Source organism: Chlamydophila parapsittaci (assembly GCF_006385615.1).
GTDB classification, from domain to species: domain Bacteria; phylum Chlamydiota; class Chlamydiia; order Chlamydiales; family Chlamydiaceae; genus Chlamydia; species Chlamydia psittaci.
Genome location: NZ_CP041038.1, coordinates 1002945 through 1028185 on the forward strand (window position 1 = coordinate 1002945; position 25241 = coordinate 1028185).

Below are 25241 nucleotides of genomic sequence, written 5' to 3' on the forward strand. Positions count from 1 at the left end.
TTTACTCCTTGGTTAAAATTCCGGCAAACTCAACAACAGCAAATTGTAAAAGCGTATCTATAGTAGCTGATCCCACTAAAGAAGGGGAGGCTTCTTTTTGATGCTGAACTTTTGGCGTGGGAGAAGGTGAAGTTAAGAAGTTCTGATCTTGATAGTGTTTTTCAGGTTGTATACTGGGTTTCGAGGATTCTTGCTGCTGAGGTACGTTTCTCACTGTATCAAAAGTGGATGTTTTCAGTTGAGAAAACAGAGTTTCTAAAGAGGGACGTTGGCATATCCGAATAAGATGGATGATGACTGTTTCTAAAAATGTTTTTTCAAAAATAGTTTGTTGTAGATATTTGGCCGCTTCACCAAGGAAATCAATGATTTCTAATAAACATTCACTGGAATAGTGCATGGCGATGGCCGATAGAGGAGAATTTCCCTGATCTTTGTTTAGCAGTACATCGCGATAAAAAACAGTGAGGTCATGGAGGAAGGTGATAGGCGCGACTCCAGAATTGATCGCTGTCGTGACAGGAAGCAAAGCTTCAGCGTATTTTTGCGTGCGAATACATTCCGATAATGTAGCTAAGGTGTCTTGAGATAATAAACCTAATGCGTCTGCAACCAACTCTGGGGATAAAGATGTAGGGAATAACCCTATGATATAATCATAAAGAGATTCAGCATCGCGTAAGCTTCCCTGCGCTGCTCTAGCAATAGGGAGAAGAGCTTCTCGAGAGGTTTCTATCCCACCTGCTTGAGATATGGATGCTAGCTTATCTACAATCATTGTCTCAGAAATTCTCTTTAGGTGCATTTTCTGACAACGACTTAAAATAGTGCCGGGTATTTTATAATTTTCTGTAGTCGCTAAGAAGAATTTTACATGGCTCGGAGGCTCTTCTAAAGTTTTTAGTAAGGAATTAAATGCCTCCTTAGTCAGCATATGGACTTCATCTATGATATAGATTTTATATTGTGATTTGGCAGGAGTAAAGAGCACGGTTTCATTGATTTGACGGATATCTTCAATACCTCGGTGCGAGGCACCATCGATTTCGATCACGTCTAAGGAGGTTCCTGAAGAGATTTCTTTACAAACACAACACTGGTTGCACGGTTCATGTTCAGGAGTCAGCTCTTTACAGTTTAAGGCTTTTGCAAAGATTCTTGCTAAAGTTGTTTTTCCTGTTCCGCGAATCCCTGAAAATAAATACGCATGCGCGACACGTTGAAACTGCAAAGCATTTTTTAAAACAGTGACCACGGCATCTTGCCCCAGCATTTCGGCAAATGTTTGAGGGCGGTATTTTCTAGAAGAAACTTGGTATGTTGCTGATGTCATTTGTTGTGCCTCTAAAAATGATTGCGAGGAGTTTTTTTATTTAATTCAGGTGACTATTTTTTCTAGGATTTCTAGACTGGGTATCCCAAAAATCCACAGGTTAACACATTCACAGTTGGAAAAGATCATTTTAACGTTCACTATAGTATACGGGGTGGAAATTGTCCCTCTTTAATACACATATTCGTCGATTAGACACGAAGATAATATTTTCTAGGGAAACAGTAGGATCCCCTCAATAGGCGTCATTTTTCTTTGTTATATATTAAGCTATGGTCAATAGTATGAAATCCTTAATTGAAATAGAGCAAAGTTCACGACTTAGATAATACACTTTAAGTGATGTCATTTGTTATAAGATTTTTAGAGTTTTCTTATTTGCAAGTGACAGAGGTTGTTTGTGAAGAGAATGAAAAGTTGGTTTTGAATAAAAAATAGCGTTTTGTTCTTTGGTGTGATAGCTAAAAAAAGAATAGATATATCTTGAATTGAGCGTATGATCAAGCAAATGGAAGACCGTAGGCAAGTTTATCGGAGTTGCACTACTGCTGAAGTAGGTCGGCCGTGGTCAAGGTATCTTGTATGTTTTGGTATTACAGGGATTTTTGGACTCACATTATTCTCTTTTATTTATCTTAGAGTTCTTCATGTCCCTGTCTATAAGGAAGGGGATTTTGCTCAGGTATCTTTGAACTCTCCTATAGATTTTTCTATCAGTTGGAATGTGCACGCGTTTTACAGTAAGAGAGCCGCCATCCCAGAAGTATTTGGAAAAGTCTATCGCATTTGTGAAACTACGTGTTTTGAAGATCCAGAAGAAGAAGAAACTCGTCGGTGGTTAAAAAAAACTCAAGATTTTCTTGGGTCTGTAGGATTTATAGATAGTTCTACAGAAACTTGTCTGCGAGATCTCCGTTTGCGCCCCTCAGCTTTAAAAGAACGAGATCGTCTATTAGGGATTCAGGTCAGTGCCGATTCTAGAGAAGTCATTCATCAATGCGTAGAACATGTGGATAATTTTCTCAAATCTGAAAACTGTCCGGAATCATGTAGATTACTCATTATCAATAACCTCAAGGACAAACCTTTAGATATCGCCGTGGATAAGGAAAAATCAGGCTATGTTAAAGGAGACTTGTTAGGGACGCGGCGTATAGAGTATTTTCGTAAGGGCAGCCCGATCATCCGACAGTATCAAAGAATTAGTGCTAGAGATGCAAAGATTCTTCGTTGTTTACGTCAGCAGCTTTTATCTTCAACCACGTTGTTTTCTTATCGCGGAGCCTTCGGTGTTCTTCTGTTAGTTGCCATTATTTTAATTTGGGGATACCGCTTATTAGTTACGTTTTGTCCAGAGCTACTGAAGTCACCAAAACGTTACACACTCTACATTGCTATCTTTTCTCTATCTTTAATTGGAGCAAAAATTACAGAGACTCTTTGTGCTCTAGGGCCCCAAAGCTGGGAAGCTTATCTTTCGTATCCTTTAATTCTTCCTTTTACTGCTATTCTTCTAGGGCATCTTGTGGGCATTCCTCTAGCTGGAGTTTCATGTACATTACTCGGGATGCTCTATACTCTAGAATCAGATATTTGGAATAACAGCTGGTTTCTTGTTATGAACCTGCTGAGTTCTTGGAGGATTTTATTCACGTTAAATCGAGTTACGCGTCTATCTTCTCTATTTTGGTGCTGTATGAAATTGTGGTGGGTATCCACGGCAATTTTAACAGGATTGCGTATATTCTCTGATGTTGCTTCTATAACGGCTTTCCGTGCTGATTGCTTGGGAAGCTTTGTCTATAGTTTAATGACTGCATTAGGTGTAGGTGCGTTGATCCCTGTTTTTGAGTCCTCATTTGGTGCATGTACCCATAACCATTTATTAGCCTATCTAGATTCCGATTATCCTTTATTAAAACGTCTCTTCGAAGAGGCTCCAGGTACGTATCAGCATTCTGTATTGGTGGGGATCCTTGCAGAATCAGCAGCTAACGCTATTCATGCTGATGGGCTTTTCTGCCGCGTGGTAGCGCAATATCACGACATTGGTAAGTTGATTAATCCCGGGTTTTTCTTAGAGAATCACCAAATGCTTGGAACCTCAGTAAGTAATCTTTCTCCTATAGAAAGTGCGAAAATGATCATGCGGCATATTCCCGAAGGGGTAGAGTTAGCAAGAAAAGCAGGTCTCCCCGATTCATTTATTCGTATTATTGAAGAACATCACGGCACGTCAGTTATCCTTTCCACTTACCATCGTCATCTACAAAATAATCCTAATACAGGAGCCTCAGATGAGGAGCTCTTCCGTTATCCAGGAAGGAAACCTTCCTCTAAAGAATCCACAATTATTATGATTGCAGATTCTTTTGAAGCTGCAGCCCGTTCTTTAGAGGGGACAAGCATGATCACTTTAAGGGAGCTGGTAGAAAAGATTGTATCAGCAAAAATGCATGACGGACAGTTTGCAGATTCTCCGATAACTTTAGATGAGTTAACCACTATCTGTGAAACTATGGTGAAGACTCTTTATAGTGCTTTGCATTCTCGTGCAAAATATCCTGAAATGGCCTTAAAACCTTGTGTGTAAGATACGTTTTAACGAGAACTTATTTCTTTAAGCAACTTTTCATTGCCCCTACTATAGATGTTCCTAAACCTATAAAAGCTTTAGCTAGACCCACAATTAAAAGAATGGGAATAAGCAGAATAAGCAGGGGAGTCATAAGGCCTAAGCCTCCAAGCATAGAACAGATGATAGGTGACCACATAGTGTAGAAGGTGCTTCGGCATTCGGGGTACCTGGCGTTTGGTGTAAAGTTATATGTCTTGTGGATGGCAGCTTGAGCTTTGGCGTATCTATAACAAAATACTCCAGCATAAATTAGACCAATAATCGGGATCAAAATCATAGGAAGATGTTGTAGACGACGTAATACACCATGCAAAACTATAGGGCATCCATGAATAACGTCTGGCAAGATAGTGGTAGGTACTTCACAAATGCTACCGTTATAGTTTACGTGTGTATGTCTAGGAATTTCTATAGTGCTCATGATCATTACTTAATTGAAAATATAAAGGGTTGTAATTAATCTTTTTCAATTATTAATGTTTTAAATTAAGAAAGAGAATTATATTACCGTTTATTAATTAGTTCGATTAATTTTTTTTGTAGAACAAGAAATCTTAACTTTTGAAACAGGTAAGATGAAAAATGTGTCCTGCTTTGTTTAAGATCTTTTGATAAAGAATAGGAATTAAAACTCTGAATAGAAGAAACACCTGAGTTTCACATGTTATTGGCCATACTATACCCAGGTGTTTTGATAAGAGTACAACCCTCCACTACACTAGATTTTGGGTGCGGAAGGGTTTTCGTATATCGAATTAAGTTGGTAACATGGAGTCAGTTTGGGAGCGTTGATAACAACAACCAATAATTTTCAAAACTATATGCATAATTAAGCAGACAAGACCAAACAGCCCTACGATAGGGAATAAAAGACCTAAGCCGCCAAATATAGACATGGTAATAGCGAAGTTCAAGCGGGAAGGATCAAGGTTTGAACACGTCAGATTAGGGCATTTTTCATTAGGTGTGTAACCTAACCGTGAATAAGCATCTTTCATCACGGTATGTTTTTGATAGATAAGATAACCTGCAACAAATAAACCAACTACAGGAAGAAGAGACAGGATTTTTTCTACACGAGCTGACGTGGTGCTCGGATCAAGACGGTTTTTTGGCACGTGAAGATTGGGAGAAGTTTGTAGATGGATTTGAGCGCCATTTTTTGACACATGTGTGTGTGCCGGAATAATCGTACTAACCATATGCATGATAGAAACACCTTGGTTAAATTTTTAGTTTTTGTGGGTTTGTTAAGGATTTGTACCCAGGAGCCTATTCTCTATTGCTAGTTAGGAGAAGGGTGTTTCAATTTAAAAAAAGTTTTTTCGGAATCGGTCTGGTAGAAAACAAGGCAACAAATTATCTCATAAAGTCACATAAAAACAAAGCGTTTTTTTAGAATACGCATAACCAGATATAGAGTGATTCCTAGGATAAGAAAAGGAAGTAACGCTCCTATACCTCCAAAAATCCCGAAAATAATCAAAGATTTGTAATATTCAGGATGTATACGAGAACAGAGCTTATTCTCACATTGTTTATTCGGTGTATAGTTTAAATTTGAATACACGGCACGCATTACCGTAAACCTACGATAAATTACAAAAACACTAAAGACAAGCCCGAGAATGGGGAGAACTAAGAAACGCATACTTATTTCCGGAAAGTACACCGTGTTACACACTGTAATATGTGTTTTTGGAACAGAAACAAAGGTGTTTTGAGTTTCTGTATGGATATGGCTGGGTAGGATAACGGATGAAGTAAATCTCATCTTGCCTCACGAATTCATAACCTATGCGTGTAGAGTGTTTCGTTTCTCTAAAAACAAACACGCGTTTTCATAGTAGTAATTAAAAAAGCTGCAGAAGCAATGATAAGTCGTAGCTTCAGATTACATTCGGGCTGAGGAGAGTTTCCTGACTTGTGGTTGCGGTATTTAGAGGAAGCAAAAAGGTTTTCCAGGCTTCTATATCTTTCCCTGCGGTAATCGCTAATCGTCCTTGCAGAGGGTGGTAAGGTGGAGGAAGTACTTTGGTATAGGGTAAATGTAGATGGAGTCGGAGAATAGCTGCTTTGGCAATAACAATAGCATCATATTTTCCGTTCTCTAGCTGTTCTAGCCTTTCTTCTATAGTTCCACGAATATCAAGAATTCGTCCTTCAGGAAACAGCGTTTTTAGTGTTTCTCCACGACGTAAAGAAGAACTCCCTAATCTAGGGACTTTAGGAAAGCGTTTCCATAAGTAGCGTTCGGCATAAACTAAGAGATCTGATGGGTCTAAGCCCTTAGTTATAGCTACAACAGGGGTAGCAGGAGGGTCGGGAAGATCTTTTGCAGAATGTACAGCAAGATGGCAATTTCCACGAATGACAAGCTTGTCTACCGCATCTGTGAAAAATTGGGAATTCTCTACAAGACGCAAGGGAGTGGTTTTGTCTTTATCTCCACGAGTACTTATCGTGTGTATTTGAATCCAAAGTTTAGGAAACCATGAACGCAGCAAACGCACGCATTCGTGTACCTGAGCTTGTGCTAAGGTAGACTTTCGAGACGCTATGCGTAAAGGACGTCTTCCTAAACAAAAATCAGAAAGAAAAGGATCATTGTAACAAGCGGATAGCATCTTTTATAGTTTTTACCCCTCGAATATCTAAGCTATTTTTAATTTCTGAGGATAGTCCTGCGATTTGACCTTCAGGAATTACAGCACCCTCAAAACCCATGAGTTTACTTTCTTTAAGACGCCTCTCTAAATGCGTGACGTGGCGGATTTCCCCTCCTAGGCCTATCTCTCCAGTAAAGGTGTAATTTTGGGGAGAAAGACGATTATACAAAGAAGAGACTACAGCAAGTCCTGCTCCTAAATCCGCAGCAGGTTCAGTAATTTTTAATCCCCCAGCTATGGAAAGAAAAACATCAGCAGTATGCAATTTTATTTGAGCGCGCTTTTCTAGGACAGCTAAGAGTAATAAAAATCGATTTTGATCGAATCCTGAGGTTTTTCGAATAGGATTTGCAAAAGGAGAAGATGAAGCTAAAGCTTGCATCTCAATGAGTAGGGTGGCAGAACCCTCAATAATAGGAATAATCGCAGAACCTGTGGTTTCGGTAATTTTTTCTTGTAGAAATAACCCAGAAGGATTAGTGACTTCCTTTAAACCCTCAGAATGCATAGATAAAATAAGTAATTCATTTGTCGGGCCGAAACGATTTTTCACAGAACGTATCATGCGATAATTTGCATGCGAATTCCCTTCAAAATACAGAACAGTATCTACAAGATGTTCTAAGACTCTAGGACCTGCAATTTCTCCTGATTTTGTTACATGACCGATAACAAAAGTTGTGATTTGGGATTGCTTAGCAATGTGCATCAGCTCAGAAGTGACTTCACGTACTTGAGCTACAGATCCCGGGGAAGAATGTAAGGTAGGAGTATATACAATCTGAATAGAATCAATAATTAAGATGTCAGGCTTGAGTGTCGCTATTTGCTGTTTGATATCATCAAGATTCGTCTCAGGGAAAAGGTAAATATTCGCATGAGAAATTTTTAAGCGACGCGCGCGTAATGATGTTTGTGTTACAGACTCCTCACCACAAACATACAGGACTTTATGACCGTGATGGGCGAATTTCGCTGCTGTCTGTAAAAGTAACGTCGACTTGCCTATGCCAGGGTCGCCGCCTAATAGGGTAAGACTTCCCCGAACAGCACCTCCACCTAAAATGCGGTCCCATCCAGAATCTCCTATACACAAACGCTCTTCCTCTCGCAGCTCTATGGTATTCAAAGACACTGCAGTCGCTTGCGATTCGAGCCTTTTCTTGCTCTGATGAGAAGAAACATGTTCTTCAACTAATGTATTCCATTGTAAACATCCCGGGCATTGACCTAACCATTTAGGAGCCTGAGTGCCACATTCATTACAAGTCCATTGCGTTTTTATCTTCATAGTCATGGGTGTCTAAAGCTTGTTGAGCAGCGAGTTTCTCTGCTTCTTTTTTTGATAAGGCAAATCCTTCACCCCAAACCTCATTATTCACTATTACGCGAATATGATACCCCGAAGCACCTTGTGGTGATGTCCACGACTCACATTGATATACAGGTAACGTACGTAAGTGTTTTTGTGTGAGCTGTTGTAAACGGTTTTTCGGGTTTCCAAGCATGAGAGGAAGAATATCCTTTTTTGAAGGCAATAGAGGCACAGTGATTTGTCTTGCCGGAGCTAAACCACCATCTAGATACACCGCACCTAAAATAGCCTCGAATAAATTTGCATAGGCTGAAGTTCGGCCTCGTTCATTTCGAATTCTTTCTCCCTTACCTATAAGTAGATATTCTCCTAATCCTAATGCGTCCGTATATTGACAGCAAGAAACAGCATTTATCAAAGCTGCGCGTGCCGTGGATAAAGTTCCCTCATCCATAGAAGGGAATAATAGGAATAAGTGTTCAGTTACGATTAAACATAACACGGCGTCTCCTAAGAATTCCAAACGCTCGCTGTCTTCGGTAATAGTTGCAGTCTCGTTCCTATAAGAAGGGTGAGTGAGAGCTGTAACTAAGAGTTTCGGTTGAGTAAATGTAAAATTTAATTTAGCTTCAACTTCTTTAATATTGATCAGATTATTCATAAAATTATGAAATGTTGCCCTATTAACATATAACGCATTAGTTGTCGGAGTTTTTTTATAGGCGGAAAAGGGCTTAAAGTCTATAGTACTTTTGGTAGAATTCTCTTAAATGGATGAGTATGAGGTTCGTTCTACATTTAGAACATCTGCGCCATTTTCAAAATCAAGGTAGTATATTATTCGAAGATCTGGTCTCTAGCAATGAGTGTTTTGCTTTAGAAATAAAACTAAAACATTTCGTAGAATCAGTTTCTAAAAATACAAAAGATGTGCGCTGGAGAGAAAATATATTCCGTTCCCTTCCCCAAGTTTCCGCTTTAGTTAAAAAGCGGCGGTTGGATGTTTTTGCAGCAAATCTTGTTCATCGTCCACGACTATCTTTGGTCGGAGATTTTTGGGTTTTCCCCGGAGATAAAATCGTAGAGAGAGAAGAAGATTGTCAGCTACTCCTGTGTTTATCTGGAGAGAAGATAGGGCATGGAGTCTTTTTTACCGGATCTTATCCTACAGAGCTTTATTTTCCTCAAGAAAATGAAACCGCCTTGCTTCTTTCCTTCTCTTCTGCAGGGATTCCCATTTCTTAAAGAAATTTCCTTATTGTAAAAGCACGAAATTGTTTGCCTAGAGCGATTTTTATGTTATGACGACATAAGATCGCGATGTGTTTTTAGGAACTTTTATGCAGCATCTTCAGCAGAAAATAGAAGCTCTTTGCAGTCCCATCACTACAAAGAATATCCTTACCTGGTTATCTAACGATTGTAATAAAAAAGATCAGGATGCCATAGCTGAGCTTCTAAAAAATGATCCGCAACGTCTTGAAGAGCTATTCGGAACAACTCTTTCCTTTGGTACAGGGGGGCTGCGGAGCCCTATGGGATTCGGTACCAATAGAATCAATGTGTTTACTGTAAGACGTGCTACACAGGGATTGGCTCAAGTATTAAAAAAACATCATTCCCATTCTGAAGATCCCATTCGCGTGGTTATAGGCTATGATACACGCCATAATTCTTTCGATTTTGCTCAAGAGACTGCTAAGGTTTTAGCAGGAAATCAAATTCACGTTCTCCTATTTAAAAACCCTGAACCCCTGGCTCTTGTCTCCTTCACTTTAAGAACAGAACGCGCTTTGGCTGGAGTCATGATTACAGCTTCTCATAATCCTCCAGAGTATAACGGGTACAAAGTGTACATGGCATCGGGAGGACAGGTACTCCCTCCTTTGGATCAGGAAATTATACACGCCTCGGCACATGTAGAAGAGATTGCCATTGTTGGCTCGCTACAAGATCCTTATATTCATTTTATAGGGGAGGAATATGAGCAGCTGTATGTCGACACTGTGCATAAACTGCAGCTCTATCCTGAAGATAATCGTATTTCTGGACAAGCGATCCATGTAAGCTATTCTCCACTACATGGAACTGGAGTCTCCATGATTCCTCGAGTTTTAAGAGATTGGAATTTCCCTATGGTCAAGCTTGTTGAAAAACAGGCGATTCCTGATGGCGATTTCCCCACAGTACACCTGCCCAACCCCGAAGATCCTGAAGCGCTCACTTTGGGGATTGAGCAAATGATAAAAAATCAAGACGATATTTTTATAGCTACAGACCCTGATGCAGACCGGTTAGGCGTTGTGTGTTTGCATGAGAATCAACCCTATAGATTTAACGGAAATCAAATAGCCTGTTTACTTGCGGATCATATTTTACGTGCTTTATCTGCTCGCGAGCCCCTAGGAAAGGAAGATAAAGTAGTCAAAAGTTTAGTCACTACAGAAATGCTCGCCGCAATCGTAAAATTTTATGGCGGCGATATCGTGAATGTAGGGACAGGATTTAAATATATCGGAGAGAAAATAGAAGCTTGGCGAGGGAGTGGGGTAAGATACATATTTGGTGCCGAAGAATCGTACGGCTATCTGTATGGCACACATGTAGAAGATAAAGATGCAATGAGTACTTCGGCATTAATTACCGAGGCTGCTTTGCATCAGAAGCTCCAAGGGAAAACTCTTCGAGATGCTATTTTAGACCTATATGAAACCCATGGATATTTCATGAATAAAACGCTTTCGTTGTCTTTTGAAGAAGGACAAGAAAGTGTGATGAAATCACATATAGAAAAGTTGGCCAGGCTCGATCCTTCTACAATGTCCTTAAGAGGATATGCCGTTGTCACATTTGAAAATTATTATCAGGGAATAGGAAACCATATTGCCTCCGGGACTGCGTATACATTGACTCTCCCTAAGATGGCCATGTTGTGTTATTACTATCAAAATGGCGGAAAAATTATCGTTCGTCCTTCAGGAACAGAACCGAAAATCAAACTCTATTTTGAGCTTGTAAATCATTACGATGTAATCACAGGAAATAAAAGCGAGCAAAGACAACGAGAAGAGGAAAGCATGACACAATTAGAGAAGTTTATTGCGGAATTTAAAGAGAAATTTTTCTCTATAGAGGCGGAATAATAAAATCAAAATCATCTTGTAGTAATATCTTCAGCGCATCTACACTGGCAAAGTAGCAAATTGGTGATTTTTGTTTCAGGATCTCTTGTTGTTAGAGGCGAAAGCAAAAATACATCGATGAAAAAGAATATCACCAAACAATGTTCTTGATATAACTCAAGACAGATATAAAGGACTTTCTTATGACCTTTGTTCCCTATACTTTGCCCCCATTGCCCTATGATTATTCTGCTCTAGAGCCAGTAATTAGTGCTGAGATTATGCATCTACATCATCAAAAGCATCATCAAGGTTATATAAATAATTTGAATGAGGCCTTGAAGAAGTTAGATCTGGCTGATACACAACAAGACCTTACGCGATTGATTGCTTTGGAGCCTACTCTACGATTTAATGGTGGGGGACATATTAACCACTCCCTATTTTGGGAAATGCTCGCCCCGATAGGTCAAGGCGGAGGGGTCCCTCCAAAGCACGGCTTACTGAAGCTGATTGAGAAATTCTGGGGAACTTTTGACAACTTTTTAAAAGAATTTATTAAATTTGCCGCTCCGATTCAGGGGTCTGGGTGGGCTTGGCTAGCTTTTTGTCCCGAAAAACAGGAGCTTATGCTACACGCAACAGCAAACCAGGATCCTCTAGAAGCCACCACTGGTAAGGTGCCTCTTCTCGGAGTAGATGTCTGGGAGCATGCGTATTACCTCCAGTATAAAAATGTTAGATTAGATTATTTAAAAGCAATTCCTCAAGTAATTAATTGGGGATATATTGAAAAAAGATTTTCTGAGATAACTAATTAAAAGAGTATTTTTAATTGAAGAGTTAATAACTTTAATTTAAAATTACTTATGCTAAAAAGTTGGATTAGGTAGCTTGTGCGTTTATTTTCTTACGATAAACCTAAGATTAAAGTGCAAAAAATAAAAGCTGATGGTTTTAGCGGGTGGTTAAAGTGCACGCATTGCCATGAAATGATTCATGCAAATGAATTAGGACAGAATTTTAATTGTTGTCCTAAGTGCTCTTACCACTATCGTATTACCGCAACTGAACGCATCAAATTGCTCGCTGATAAAGATTCTTGGCGTCCTTTGTACACAAATCTAAAATCACAAGATCCTCTCAAGTTTGTCGATACAGACACCTACACAAATCGTTTGGCTAAAGCTAGAAAAGATAATACAGAAAGCGAAGGCGTTCTCGTGGGTGTTTGTACCATAGGAGAGCATCCTGTGGCTTTGGCTGTGATGGATTTCAGTTTTATGGCAGGCTCTATGGGTGCGGTGGTTGGTGAAAAATTAACGCGCCTTATAGAAAAAGCTATAGAATCTCGGCTCCCCGTGATTATTGTATGTGCCTCCGGAGGCGCTCGGATGCAAGAATCCATGTTCTCCTTAATGCAAATGGCAAAAACATCTGCGGCATTAGCAAAGTTACACGAAGCTGGCCTGCCTTATATCTCCGTGTTGACTAACCCTACATCCGGAGGGGTTACAGCTTCTTTTGCTTCTTTAGGGGATGTCATTATTGCAGAACCTAAAGCTCTTATTTGCTTCGCTGGTCCTCGAGTTGTCGCTCAAGTGATTGGTGAAGATCTTCCCGAAGGTGCTCAAAAATCTGAATTTCTTCTCGAACACGGAATGATTGATAAAGTGGTAGAGAGAAAACAATTAAAGAGTACTTTGCAGAGTTTACTTGATTACTTTTGTTCTCAAGAATACACTGGCGGCCAAGATAAAGCCCCTAGGGATTTATCTAAGACAATTAAAGAAATTTTTTTGTTGACAGATGACAGTGAATGAAACATCATACCCGCTACTCGTAGTAACCACGGCGCTGTTCCTATGACTATATTATGTGAATTAGAATCTGGAGTAGATCTTCCAGAATATGCTACCGAAGGTGCTTCCGGAGCCGACCTTCGAGCGAATATTGAAGAGCCGATTGCTGTCTTGCCAGGACAACGTATACTGGTTCCTACAGGAATAAAAATGCAAATCCCGCAAGGCTATGAAGTTCAAGTGCGTCCACGCAGTGGGTTGGCATTGAAGCATGGGATTATGGTTGTTAATTCTCCGGGAACAATTGATGCTGATTATCGTGGTGAGATTTGCATTATACTTGCAAATTTTGGAGAGAGTACTTTTATTATCGAACCCAAGATGCGCATCGCTCAAGCTGTAGTTGCTCCCGTAGTCCAGGCAAAGTTTATCGCCGTGGATCAAGAAGAAGGACTAACGACAACGTCTCGGGGAAGTAGAGGTTTTGGGCATACCGGAGAGAAGTGACATGCCTTTCTATTGCGAGAGTCAACCTGAGTTTTCCTTGTTTTCTCTTTTATCTCCTAACTTGATTATGTTTTTGAATAAAACCTCACGGGAGGAGATTCTCCAAGATCTTACGGATCTTGCTAGTACTGCCGGTTTACTTGAGAATAAAGAAGAATTTTTTCAAGCACTTGTAACCCGTGAAAATATTATGTCTACCGGTATCGGTATGGGCGTGGCAATTCCACACGGTAAATTGCCGAGTTGTTCTGACTTTTTTATCGCTATCGGTATCCACCCTCAAGGAATTCTCTGGGATGCTATAGATGGGGCTTTAGTACGTTTGGTATTTCTGATAGGGGGGCCGGATAATGCCCAAGCTGAGTATCTCAAATTGTTATCTATATTGACTCTTTCTCTCAGAGATGAATCTCGACGTCAAAAGTTGCTCCAAGTAACGACTATTGAAGAAGTTATGAATGTATTTTTAGGAATGTAGTGTTATGGATTTGAAATTAGAAGAGCTGGCTTCTTTGTTGGATATTTCTGAAAATACAGTCCGTCGGTGGCTGGATGAGGGAGCTATTCCTAGTTACAGTATGAATAATGAATATAGATTTAATCGAGAAGAAATAGAAGATTGGATCCTAAATAATCAAGCGCTACTAGGATTAGAAAAAGAAGAAAAAACAGACAAAGATTTTCGAGACCTCTCTTTGAAGTATAGCTTATATAAAGCGATTTATCGCGGGGGCGTTATCCGCAATGTCTCAGTAAAAAATAAAGCCGAAGCTTTGCAATACGCTTCTTCATACATCGCCGAGAAATTTAATCTCGATGCGAGTGTTCTTTTCGAAATGCTTACTTATCGAGAAAGTCTCATGTCTACAGGTATCGGAGAAGGAATAGCCCTTCCTCATGCTAAAGACTTTTTAATCAACGCGTATTACGATGTTGTTGTTCCTATGTTCCTATCCAACAGTATTGATTTTGGTGCTCTTGATGGGAAGCCTGTGAGGGTTTTGTTTTTCCTTTTTGCCTCTCAGGATAAAAGTCATTTAAATTTAATAAATAAAATAGTCCATCTCGGTATGTCTTTGGAAGCACGCAGTTTCCTGACAAGTTATCCAGAAAAAGACCAGCTTCTTGCTTACATTAAGAATTGGGAATCACAAATTCATTAACTATCAATCTCTATAAAAGATTTGCAAGTCCAAGTTGTGAAAAAAGTCCTATTGTTGTTATGGTGATCTCATAGGCTGATCTAGGAGATTATAGCAGCATGATGAGTTCTAAGCGTACTTCGCAACTTGCAATGCTTTCCATTTTGTTAACTTTCACTCACTCTGTTGGTTACGCAAGTGCTACAGTTGCTCCTTTTGAAGTTAGCTCCATGTATTCTGAAGCTTCTTTAGTTGCTTCGGAAAGTCCAAAAAGCAAGAAAGAAATACGAATTCAGAAGATAAAAGAACGTAGACTTGCAAAGAAGAAATTAAAAGAATCTTCGGAAGAGCAAAAAAATACCGAAGATGTAGCAAGTCAGCCTAAAAAACTCGATAAAATTACATCTTTATTCTCTAATAAGTTCGGCAAGGAGCAAAGAGCTCGTTGTCAAGAACGTAAGAAACAACACCTTTCTTTTAAAGAGCAATACCGTTCAAAAACTCAAGAACTTAAGGAAGAGCAACGTTCCCTAGCTCAACAACTTAAGCAGAGTATCGATCTTTGCTGTGAAGAACTTGTTCATCGTGGAGCGGGAAATCTTTTAACTCGCGGTGGGAAATATTCACAAAGATACAATAAATTTCGTAATTGTGAACAAACTGCTCAAGAAAATCAGTCCGCTGGTTCGCTACCTAACTTGTCAGCAAGAGAAAGAGCTAAACTTAGAAAAAGAGCGGGTACAATAGTTCGTGCAGCTCCTCGTAGTGAATCACCAAAGTCTTTGCTAAAGACCATCATTGTAAATAGAGATTCAGCGGTTGCTCCAGAGAACAACGAAGAAATTCAAGTTGTTCACAATATCAAAGACGGTCCTGTATTACCTATTTTTGTTCGTCCTGATGTAAAAGTAGTTGCTCAGGAAGAGAGAAATAAGCTGATACAAGATTTAGCTAGAGAGCAAAGAATCGCAAAGAGAAGATCTGCGAGAGAAGCTCTAGAAGCTCGAGCAAAAGAAAATAAAATCCCCAGAGATGGGAAGGTTACCTCTACATTACGTTATGATGTTGAAAAAGCTGCAGCTGTTAAGGTTAGACGTAATTCGTCAGTAAATTCTCAGGTGCGAGCTCAAAAAGCATCAAATGGACGCAGAAACTCTCGTAGCGAACATAACCAAAAAGATTCGACTCAACACTCTAAGCCTAATGCTTCTGATAAGCAAGATCAACTTGCTGGCAATGTACCTGCCGATGATTATTATGGTGTAACTTCAGCAGCTGGAAATACAAACATCAATAGCTATCTAACTGCAAAACAGTATAGTTGTGATTCCTCCGAAACAGACTGGCCATGCTCCTCATGTGTTGCTAAGCGTCGTACGCATACAAGCATTTCCGTATGTACTATGGTTGTTACTGTGATTGCTATGATCGTAGGAGCTATCATCATCGCTAATGCTTCAGATTCTACAACCACTAACGGTGGTGGAACCACACCTCCACCAAACCCATCACCAGCTCCCTAAAATCCACTTAAGGTAGCAGATTTATACGTAAGAGACAGAACTTCATGGGGTTCTGTCTATTTTTTTTGTCTGTAAATCTGGTTTGTTCCGTAGTTTGTTTATTTAATTTTGTAGTTAATTAATTCTGGTAGGATAATTAATTATATAATTAATCATTCTTTTTTTTTGTTTTAACTATGTCTGAACAACATCCAATACATCAGAGCTCTAGGTTAAACCAGATCGAGATTGGAAAATCCTTTCTAGATCATAATCCTAAAGTTGCTCGAGCGCTTCAGATTGTGGGAATTATCCTCTCTATTTTAGCTGTAGTTTCTTCAGTATTTCTGGTGGTAGCTACTCCCGTAGGTTTGCCTATTTCTATGGCATTAGGAGGAGTTTTGCTCGGTATAGGAGGAAGTGCGCTTTTTACTTCTATCAACTCTTTGGCCAGTAGCGTGAAGAAGGCTGCTATCGAGAAGAAGCGTCAGAATATCTTAATCCAGGAAAAATCTGAGGAGATAGAGGTAGGACATCAGACAAACGAAAGCATTTGGCCTAAGTACAATAAGATGGTGGATAGGTTTGCGAATTTAAACATGCGCATAGGTAAGCATGAAAGAAGCATCCTAAAACAGATGGGCAGAGAAGAAGGACTTGAACTGATTGAAAATTTAGACCGGATTACCGGAGATTATATCATCTGTACAAGTTTACTAGAGGGACGCCAAGAAGTCTATTCTGAAGAGGATTACGCACAAAGAGATGATAGTTATCCAACTTCTATAAGAAAGAATGATCTCCTAATCAAATTAGGAAATAGTATTATTTCCAAGTTGTCTCAGGGTGGCGGGGTCTTTTCTTTAAAATTACAGCCACTAAGTAAGACAATGTCGAAAGTTCATACTGGGGTTACTCTAGGTTTAGTAGCTGGAGGTATTGCTGCTGTTGGTGTTATTGCTGCATTCATTCCTGGGGGGATATTAGCTTTTCCGTTAATTCTCGCCTCAGCAATAGGCATAGGTTTAGCCATTCTGGGATTATCTTACGCAATAAAAACAATATTAAAGAGATCCAAGACAAACAAAAAACAGTTACTCAACGATTTAAAATCAGAAATAGATATCGATGCGCTTAAAGATATGACCCGTCATCAACATGTTCTTATGGGCATGTTGAGAACTTCATTACAAGCTGATCAAAGAATGACTTTAGATCATAAAGATTTTTATCAGGATTACAACAAAGTCCGTGATGCTTTACAGATGTTAAATGAACATCTTGATGAAATAGAGTTTAAATACAAACATACAAGTGAAAGTTATCAAAGACGTGCGGATAGTTTAGAAAAAACCATACTTCAACTTTCGGATCTTAAGAATGCTTCAGAGGGAGAGATGTACTATCCTCAAGTTCCTTCTTCTGATCGCGCAGGATTATTGAGCGATACAGCAGGCTTTGATGAGATGGTCGCTAAAGGGGTACAAGCCGCTCGAGAAAGACAGCAAAAAGATCAACGAGGGGAAATTTCCCTAGGTGATTATTCTCAATACTTAGATGAAGATGAGCTAGCATTTGGTGATGGGTGGAGTCCTTCGGGTAAACGTGCTCTCGAGACTATGTGGTCGGCAAAACCCACAGTAATGAATGAGGAAGATTATCTCATCTTAAATGAGGATGTAAACAAAGTCCTTCGCTCTTATCGAAATGATATACTACGTATGAAAGCAGATATTGCGCGCATTGAAAATCTTTTCGAAGAGCTTCAAGCAGGAAAACAACGGATTGAGCTATTTGCAGACCAGATAATTGATATTTGGCATAACGTATCCAGCGATTGTCATGAAATTCTTAATCATTTAGTTGGAATGCAAATGCGATTAGTTTCATTAGTAGAACATGACCTAACGGAATCTTCATAATATAACATTAGCAAGAAGGTATCTTGTTGCGTACGGGGGTACCTTTTTGTTCGTAAGAATTCCAACGATCTAACTGCTCGCGTAATGTTTGGGTTTGATAAGCCTGGGGATTTCTTTCTATCCAGCTGGACAACTCTTGCTGTTTATCATGCACCAGAGACTCTAAACTGCTAGAGAGATTGCGAATTTGCTCTTCTTTGTTAGAGATCACCGTGTCATAGTCATTTAATAGTTTGTTATGCAAATCGCGCATATTTGGAATAAATGTATTGCGTATATTCGCGAATGCGACACGACATTTTTCAATAGATTCTACACCTACATTCGATATATCCTGAGAGATTTCGTTAGTTAATGTAGTCCCAAAAAACTTATTTTTCACCGGTAAATCCAAAATAAGAGCAACGGAAATAAGCAAGAGAATTATACCTAAGCTCATTCCAAAAAATACCCAATTTCCATTGATGATAGCATAGCTCATCAAAGCAATCGATCCTAAACATGTGAGTACTGCTATAGTAAAACAGACTGTAGTACGCAATATGAGACTCGTACGATAATTATCCCAGGGAATGAGAAGAACAGTTTTATTTTCTGAAGATATGGGCAAGAGTATCATGACAATGAAAATCAACTTATTAAATTATGGTTATTCGACGGAGAAGAAGGCATTTCCTGAGTTGCATGAGTGATTTCTTGCCATCTTTGCAATCTGAGTAGTAAGCGGTGTTCTTCTTGTTTTAGCCGTTCTATACGTTGTTCCTTATCTATAATTGAGTAAATCAGTTTTGAATAGGCATCTTGAAGTAACTGAAAAGAAGAAAGTGACGACGTTTTGTTATTCACGAGAGTGATGGTTTGTTGCACTTTAGATGGTAAACACTTGATCAGATAAATCATGCTAATAAGTAGAAATATACAGACTAAGGATGCAACCATCACAGTCATCCCTCCAATCATTTCAGGAAGACTCTTAGAAATACATCCAAAAGCAACAACTATACTGCCTCCTATCATGGTACCAATCAAAAGTATAATAGCTAAAATATAAGAAGAAGAGCTTTGCTCAATGAAAATAGCAACTTTTTTTTGTAATACAGTAGCATCCCTTTCCGCGTTGAAAAGAAGAGAACTTTGGTTTGGTAAAGATAGAAGCGTTTGGGGAATAGAATTAGAAAGACTTAATACCACAGAATTCCTTAAAATATAGCAAAAAAATCTAAAGAAAGTATTCATTTTATTCAACACGTAACATAAAGTAATTCTTTTGTTTTCTAATTATTTATGAATAAAACTGTTGTTGTTGCTATGTCTGGAGGAGTAGATTCCTCCGTAGTTGCTTATCTTTTAAAAAAAATGACTTCCTATAGGGTCCTAGGGATTTTTATGAAGAACTGGGAAGAAGAAGATAGCAATGGTTTATGTTCCACAGCTAAAGATTATGAAGATGTTGAAAGAGTCGCTGAGCAGTTGGACATTCCCTATTATACGGTATCTTTTGCTAGAGAGTACCGTGAAAGGGTATTCTCACGTTTTCTTAAAGAATATTCTCAAGGTTATACACCCAATCCTGACGTTCTTTGCAATCGTGAAATAAAATTTGATTTACTTCAGAAGAAAGTTGTCGAGCTAGGAGGGGATTTCCTTGCTACAGGACATTACTGCCGATTAGATGTAAGGAGGCAAGGAGTAGAATTACTTCGTGGGAAGGATCCACATAAAGATCAAAGTTATTTCCTTTGTGGCACGCGCCAAGAGTCTTTGAAAAATGTCCTTTTCCCTTTGGGCGACATGACAAAAACTGAAGTACGCGCTATAGCTGCCCAAGCCGGACTGGCAACAGCTCAAAAAAGAGACAGCACGGGTATCTGTTTTATAGGGAAGCGGCCGTTTAAAAGTTTTCTTGAACAGTTTGTTCCCAATTTAGAGGGAGATATCATAGATTATGATTCTCAGAAAATCGTCGGGAGTCATGAAGGAGCCCATTACTACACTATAGGGCAACGCCGAGGTTTAGATATTGGCGGCTCTGAAAAACCTTGTTATGTTGTGGGCAAGGATATGGAGAAGAATATTGTTTATATCGTACGAGGGGAAGATCATCCTCTACTTTATCAACAGGAACTTACAGCTAAAGAATTGAATTGGTTTGTTTCTCCAGAATCTATAACGAGGTGTAGTGCTAAGGTACGCTACCGTTCCGAAGATGAAGAATGTGAAATTCTACATACGGGAGAACAAGATAAAGTGCGCGTGCGCTTTGCTTCTCCTGTTAAAGCAATCACCCCAGGACAAACCATCGCATTTTATGATGGGGAGAGATGCCTGGGGGGAGGGGTCATAGAAGTGTCTATGACTCCACATTTGGTATAGTTGCCGCAACATTCTCAGCTTGTTCTTCATAGCGCTCGAAAGTTACACGATCTTCAATGAGATGGGCACGTAACTTTCGCGCTTCCTGACGACAAGATTCCTTCAGCAAGAGTTCTGCAAGAGGATCTTCAAGATACTGTTCAATAACCCGACGTAAAGGCCGTGCTCCCATTTCCGGAGAATGTCCTTTCGTTACTAAGAAAGAAATCACAGAATCTGGAATACTTAATGCCATCTGGTAATTTTTCAAGCGAGAATCGAGTTTGTTAATTTCCAAATGGATGATTTCAGATAACGCTGATTTTTCTAAAGGACGGAAGATCACACTTTCATCTAAACGGTTAATAAATTCCGGTTTTAAATGTTTCTTCACAGCATTTTCGATTTTTTCTTGAATCACTTTGTAATCGAAATTGGAACGAGCACCGAAACCGATTTCTCCGCTTTTCTTAATTAAGTCGGCGCCTAAGTTTGAAGTCATGATGATAATTGCATGACGAAAATCTACCTTGCGACCAAACGAATCTGTGAGACGTCCTTGCTCTAAGATCTGCAACATTAAATCCATGATGTCAGGATGAGCTTTTTCAATCTCATCGAATAGCACAACACAATAAGGACGACGACGCACTTGTTCTGTAAGATGTCCACCTTCCTCATGACCAACATATCCTGGAGGTGATCCCATCATTTTTGTAGCAGCGAATTTTTCCATGTACTCAGACATGTCTACTTGAATTAAAGCATCTTCACCGCCAAACATTTCAATAGCGATTTGTTGAGCAAGTAGTGTTTTTCCAACTCCAGTAGGTCCTAGGAATAAGAAGGAACCTGTAGGACGGTTAGGATCTTTAATTCCTGTTCTTGAGCGTCGAATTGCTCGACAGATACTCGCTACAGCTTGATCTTGACCTATGACTTTCTTACGTAGAGTATCTTCAAGTTTTAAGAGTTTTTCGCTCTCTGCTTCAGTAAGTCGTGCAGAAGGGATGCCTGTTTGCAAGGAAACAACTTGAGCAACAGCTTCCTCATCAACGGGAATTTGATGTTCTTCTTTGTGATTCTCCCACTCTTGCTTCATATTGGCAAGACGTTCACGAAGCTTTTTCTCTTCGTCGCGTAATCCTGCAGCTTTTTCATATTCTTGAGTGCCAATAGCTTGCTCTTTAGCTAATTTCGTTGTTTCAATCTCAGCTTCGAGCTTCATTAACTCTGTGGGCTGATCCATAGTGTTTACACGTACTCGTGCTCCAGCCTCATCAAGTAAATCAATCGCTTTATCTGGGAGGAAGCGTCCGTGAACATATTGATCAGATAGCGTAGCTGCTGCTTTCAACGCTTCTTCTGTAATAGAAACATTATGATGTTCTTCATATTTCTTTTTTAAGCCACGTAGAATCTCTATAGTTTCGTCCACACTTGGGGGTTGGACAATAATTTTCTGGAATCTACGTTCTAAAGCCGCGTCTTTTTCAATATGTTTGCGGTATTCATCTATTGTTGTCGCTCCAATACACTGGATCTCACCACGTGCTAGTGCTGGCTTTAAAATGTTAGAAGCATCAATAGCTCCTTCCGCAGCGCCAGCGCCTACAATTGTATGTAGCTCATCGATAAACAACAGGATATTGCCATGTTTACGGACTTCGTCCATAACGGCTTTGATACGTTCTTCAAATTGACCCCGATACTTTGTTCCCGCGATCATTAAGGCTAGATCTAAAGTGATTAAACGCTTTTTACGTAAAGTATCAGGCACTTCATTAGAAATAATTTTTTGTGCTAAGCCTTCAACAATAGCGGTTTTTCCGACACCGGCTTCACCGATAAGTACAGGGTTGTTTTTCCTTCTGCGGCATAAGATTAAAATTAAACGTTCCACTTCTGTAGAACGGCCAATAACAGGATCGAGTTTAGACTCGCGAAACATCTCTGTTAAATCATAACCATAGGCTTTTAATGCCGATAATTTATCGCTTTTGTCTCCACCTAAAGTATGACCAAGAGAGGAAGATTTGGAAGATGAAGAAGTACTCCCTCTGGGATTCGACGAAGATGCAGGTGGGAGCTGAAGATTAAACGTCTCTAATTCTTTAAGAATTTCTTTGCGAACTTCTCTAGGATCAATATGTAAATTTTCCAAAACTTGTAGGGCAACACCGTCAGCTTGGTTTAAAATACCTAAAAGGAGGTGTTCTGTACCGACGTAATTATGCTCTAAGATTCCAGCTTCTTCATTCGCTGATTCAAAAGATTTTTTTACTCTGCCAGTCAGAGCGGGATCACCGTAAACTTGGATTTCTGGTCCATAACCGATCAAGCGTTCGACTTCTTGCTTGGCAGTGTCAAAGTCTACCCCTAAATTACGCAATACATTGACAGCTACGCCTTGACCTAGTTTGAGTAGGCCTAGAAGTATGTGCTCTGTGCCTAGATAGTTATGATTTAACCTCTGAGCTTCTTTTTTAGCCAATTTAATGACTTGTTTTGCTCTGTTAGTAAACTTCTCAAACATAAAAACCTAAAAGACCGGGTAGAACTTTCCTTAAGCATATACGAAATTTAAAATAATGATGCAACTCTTCGATAGACGGATAGAGTATTCCCGAGACCAAAGAATTTTTTTCACAAAAATAGCAAAGAATCCTCATCGATGTTATACTATTTCTACATTTTTAACGAATGCCCACCTTTTTAGTTATGACCGTTCGCATAGTAGATTCTGGAAAAGGGAGTGCTGAGACTCACATGGCCAGAGATAAGTATTTACTCGAACACCTCAAAAAGGGGGAGGTAATTCTTCACCTATATGAGTGGGATAGTCTCTACCCTCTGACTTACGGCCTCTTCATGCGTCCAGAAAAATTTTTAATTGATAATAGAGCCGCTCTCGGTATGGATGCTGCTGTCCGACCTACAGGAGGAGGGTTTGTTTTCCATCATGGAGATTATGCATTTTCTTTACTAGTCTCATCGGAACATCCTCTGTATGCACCTACAGTATTAGAAAACTATTATACGGTAAATCAGATGGTATTACAGGTTTTGAGTAGGGTTTTCCGGATAAAAGGATCTCTTTCTTTTGATGAGGATATGCATCACCCAAAAACTTCGAATTTTTGTATGGCTAGAGCCTCAAAATACGATATTTTGATGGGAGATAAGAAAGTAGGTGGCGCAGCTCAGCGTACTGTTAAACAAGGATTTTTGCATCAAGGGTCCGTATTTTTATCGGGCAGTTCTTTAGAGTTTTATGAAACATTTCTTTTGCCAGAGGTCATTGATATTATCGTCCCGGCAATTGAGAAACGCGCCTTTTTTCCTTTAGGTCTGTCAGCACCTTCATCAGATCTTTTAGAAGCAAGAAGAGAAATTAAAGAGGGGCTAATTCAAATATTTTCACGTGGTTGTTTATGAATAAAATGCGATGGAGCTTAATTATAGCACTTGTTTTTGTGTTTATCACAAAAGATGCTCCTGCTTTTATAGTGCATTTTCCTGAATCTAAAGAACATGCGGGTGTTATTGTTCATGATAATAGCGTTGAAGTGTATGAAAGCATTTTGTCTGCTATAGATGTGGCGAATCATTACATTGAATTATCTCCTTGTATGGCAGGAGGGAACTTATTAAAAGAGATCATCGAGCATATAGATACACGTATGGCGCTCATTTCTGAACTACGCGCCTATCTTCTTATCCAACCCACATTTATTGATAGCGATGATAAGAGTGTTCTTGAGAGTATAAAATCGCGTTGGCCTGATCGTTTCTTTTACTTATTTACGGGATGTCCTCCTGGACCCAGTATTCTTTCTCCTAATGTTATAGAAAGTCATGTGAAGATTTCTATCGTCGATGGAAAGTATATTTTTATGGGGGGGACAAATTTTGAAGATTTTATGTGTACCCGAGGGGATTCTATTCCTGAACCGGTAGAGTCTCCTCGGCTGGTTATCGGAGGCATTCACAGACCTTTAGCATTTCGTGACCAGGATATTACCGTGAGTTCTGCACAACTCGGTACCGAATTAAGAAAGGAATATCATGCGCATTATGCGCTTTGGAGTGCTTATGCAGAGAGACCTTGGTTTAATAAAAATGTCGATGATTTTCGCGCTCTTCCTTTCCCACAGCTTGCTATAGAAGACGCTCAAGCCACGTATTGTCGTGAAATCGAAGAAAACTCAGATCTAGTCTCTACAGATTTGAAAAACATTCGTGTGATTTTTTCAGGACCCGATGAGAGCAACAACGCGATTACTCAAGGATACATAGACTTAATAGATAACGCAAAGAAGTCTATAAAAATTGCGAATATGTACTTCATTCCTAACGACAAAATTCTTGAGAGTTTGAGATCAGCGTCTTTGAGTCGTAAAGTACATACAGAAGTTATTACGAATGGATCCAATGAAAATAGTCCCAAACTGACCGAAGTATATGCTTGGGGAAATCGTATGAACTATTTCTTTCTATCTTATGGTGAACGCCCGGCATTATGGAAAAAGTTCGTTTTTTCTAAAAAACAGCCGAGTTCTTCCCTATTTATAAACGAATATTACGTTCGAGATACACAGTTACATAAAAAATGTATGATTGTAGACGATCGTGTGTTTGTAATAGGTAGCTACAATTTTGGAAAGAAAAGTGATCTTTTCGATTATGAAGGTATCATATTAATTGATTCTCCAGAAGTTGCTGCTAAAGCCAATGTCGTCTTTAAGAAAGATTTGAGTTTATCCAAACCTGTAGAGCATTCTGAAATTCTCGATTGGTATTTCGATCCGATGTATAATCTTCTTGGTCATTTACAGATTAATTTTATGCCAGCTTAAATAGGAGTTGACCATCCTATTGGGAAAAGAGAACTTCTCTTTTCTGGTTCTCAGGGGATCCTTCTTGGTTTTTTCCGA

The 25241-nt window shown here is 39.3% G+C and carries 23 protein-coding genes; 13 read left to right on the forward strand and 10 right to left on the reverse strand.

All coding sequences use genetic code 11. The features are described from left to right. Position 1 precedes the first annotated feature (1 nt). Positions 2–1333 carry a DNA polymerase III subunit gamma/tau gene (gene dnaX / locus FI836_RS04410; RefSeq protein WP_014943773.1) on the reverse strand — a complete coding sequence of 444 codons (1332 nt, stop codon included), beginning with the start codon at positions 1331–1333 and terminating at the stop codon, positions 2–4. 496 nt (positions 1334–1829) lie between these two features. Here dnaX and FI836_RS04415 point away from each other — a divergent pair, with 496 nt between their 5' ends. Continuing rightward, a complete protein-coding gene (locus FI836_RS04415; RefSeq protein WP_014943774.1) occupies positions 1830–3926 on the forward strand; it encodes an HDIG domain-containing metalloprotein in 2097 nt (698 codons plus the stop codon). A gap of 19 nt (positions 3927–3945) precedes the next feature. On the opposite strand, the gene FI836_RS04420 is transcribed toward FI836_RS04415, so the two are convergent. The 6 genes from FI836_RS04420 to rnc all read right to left on the reverse strand — a co-directional run bounded on the left by FI836_RS04420 (position 3946) and on the right by rnc (position 8616). Further along, positions 3946–4392, reverse strand: coding sequence for a hypothetical protein (locus tag FI836_RS04420; protein WP_014943775.1), 447 nt, complete (start codon positions 4390–4392; stop codon positions 3946–3948). Positions 4393–4726: 334 nt separating this feature from the next. Further along, entirely contained in the window at positions 4727–5179 is a 453-nt protein-coding gene (locus FI836_RS04425) for a hypothetical protein (protein WP_006343014.1), read from the reverse strand. A 164-nt stretch (positions 5180–5343) separates the two neighbouring features. Then, positions 5344–5745 (reverse strand): hypothetical protein, encoded by a 402-nt coding sequence (locus FI836_RS04430; protein ID WP_013462630.1) that lies wholly within the window; start codon positions 5743–5745, stop codon positions 5344–5346. Between the two features lie 115 nt (positions 5746–5860). Continuing rightward, entirely contained in the window at positions 5861–6598 is a 738-nt protein-coding gene (locus tag FI836_RS04435; RefSeq protein ID WP_006343016.1) for a hydroxymethylbilane synthase, read from the reverse strand. Next, positions 6576–7937, reverse strand: coding sequence for a DNA repair protein RadA (radA, locus tag FI836_RS04440; RefSeq protein WP_014943776.1), 1362 nt, complete (start codon positions 7935–7937; stop codon positions 6576–6578). Before radA ends, FI836_RS04435 begins: the two co-directional genes overlap by 23 nt. Beyond that, a complete protein-coding gene (rnc, locus tag FI836_RS04445) occupies positions 7903–8616 on the reverse strand; it encodes a ribonuclease III (RefSeq protein ID WP_014943777.1) in 714 nt (237 codons plus the stop codon). Before rnc ends, radA begins: the two co-directional genes overlap by 35 nt. A 119-nt stretch (positions 8617–8735) precedes the next feature. Between rnc and FI836_RS04450 the strand changes: the two genes are divergently transcribed. The 9 genes from FI836_RS04450 to FI836_RS04490 all read left to right on the forward strand — a co-directional run bounded on the left by FI836_RS04450 (position 8736) and on the right by FI836_RS04490 (position 17952). Continuing rightward, positions 8736–9200, forward strand: coding sequence for a DUF5070 domain-containing protein (locus FI836_RS04450; protein WP_014943778.1), 465 nt, complete (start codon positions 8736–8738; stop codon positions 9198–9200). A 95-nt stretch (positions 9201–9295) separates the two neighbouring features. Next, complete coding sequence (locus FI836_RS04455; protein WP_014943779.1) at positions 9296–11098, forward strand: phospho-sugar mutase; 1803 nt, start codon at positions 9296–9298, stop codon at positions 11096–11098. Positions 11099–11280: 182 nt separating this feature from the next. Further along, positions 11281–11898 (forward strand): superoxide dismutase, encoded by a 618-nt coding sequence (locus tag FI836_RS04460; RefSeq protein WP_006343021.1) that lies wholly within the window; start codon positions 11281–11283, stop codon positions 11896–11898. A 75-nt stretch (positions 11899–11973) separates the two neighbouring features. After that, complete coding sequence (accD, locus tag FI836_RS04465) at positions 11974–12900, forward strand: acetyl-CoA carboxylase, carboxyltransferase subunit beta (protein WP_006343022.1); 927 nt, start codon at positions 11974–11976, stop codon at positions 12898–12900. Positions 12901–12942: 42 nt separating this feature from the next. Beyond that, positions 12943–13386: a dUTP diphosphatase gene (dut, locus tag FI836_RS04470; protein ID WP_006343023.1), complete on the forward strand. Its 444-nt coding sequence runs from the start codon at positions 12943–12945 to the stop codon at positions 13384–13386. 1 nt (position 13387) lies between these two features. Further along, positions 13388–13864, forward strand: a complete 477-nt coding sequence (locus tag FI836_RS04475) for a PTS sugar transporter subunit IIA (RefSeq protein WP_006343024.1) — start codon at positions 13388–13390, stop codon at positions 13862–13864. Positions 13865–13868: 4 nt separating this feature from the next. Beyond that, entirely contained in the window at positions 13869–14549 is a 681-nt protein-coding gene (locus FI836_RS04480; RefSeq protein WP_006343025.1) for a PTS sugar transporter subunit IIA, read from the forward strand. Positions 14550–14647: 98 nt separating this feature from the next. Next, on the forward strand, positions 14648–16051 hold the full coding sequence (locus FI836_RS04485; RefSeq protein WP_014943780.1) for a hypothetical protein: 1404 nt from the start codon (positions 14648–14650) through the stop codon (positions 16049–16051). A 176-nt stretch (positions 16052–16227) separates the two neighbouring features. Beyond that, positions 16228–17952, forward strand: a complete 1725-nt coding sequence (locus FI836_RS04490; RefSeq protein ID WP_014943781.1) for a stage II sporulation protein M — start codon at positions 16228–16230, stop codon at positions 17950–17952. A gap of 7 nt (positions 17953–17959) precedes the next feature. Here FI836_RS04490 and FI836_RS04495 read toward each other — a convergent pair whose 3' ends face one another. Then, positions 17960–18571: a hypothetical protein gene (locus FI836_RS04495; RefSeq protein ID WP_006343028.1), complete on the reverse strand. Its 612-nt coding sequence runs from the start codon at positions 18569–18571 to the stop codon at positions 17960–17962. 11 nt (positions 18572–18582) lie between these two features. Continuing rightward, positions 18583–19143 carry a hypothetical protein gene (locus FI836_RS04500; protein ID WP_006343029.1) on the reverse strand — a complete coding sequence of 187 codons (561 nt, stop codon included), beginning with the start codon at positions 19141–19143 and terminating at the stop codon, positions 18583–18585. Between the two features lie 93 nt (positions 19144–19236). Here FI836_RS04500 and mnmA point away from each other — a divergent pair, with 93 nt between their 5' ends. Beyond that, positions 19237–20325: a tRNA 2-thiouridine(34) synthase MnmA gene (mnmA, locus tag FI836_RS04505; RefSeq protein ID WP_014944226.1), complete on the forward strand. Its 1089-nt coding sequence runs from the start codon at positions 19237–19239 to the stop codon at positions 20323–20325. Here mnmA and FI836_RS04510 read toward each other — a convergent pair. Next, entirely contained in the window at positions 20303–22840 is a 2538-nt protein-coding gene (locus FI836_RS04510; RefSeq protein ID WP_006343031.1) for an ATP-dependent Clp protease ATP-binding subunit, read from the reverse strand. The two genes, mnmA and FI836_RS04510, sit on opposite strands and share 23 nt — an antisense overlap. A 185-nt stretch (positions 22841–23025) precedes the next feature. Between FI836_RS04510 and FI836_RS04515 the strand changes: the two genes are divergently transcribed. Next, complete coding sequence (locus tag FI836_RS04515) at positions 23026–23742, forward strand: lipoyl protein ligase domain-containing protein (RefSeq protein WP_014518354.1); 717 nt, start codon at positions 23026–23028, stop codon at positions 23740–23742. Further along, positions 23739–25163, forward strand: coding sequence for a phospholipase D-like domain-containing protein (locus FI836_RS04520; protein ID WP_014943783.1), 1425 nt, complete (start codon positions 23739–23741; stop codon positions 25161–25163). The genes FI836_RS04515 and FI836_RS04520 overlap by 4 nt, the downstream gene beginning before the upstream one ends. Positions 25164–25241 lie beyond the last annotated feature (78 nt).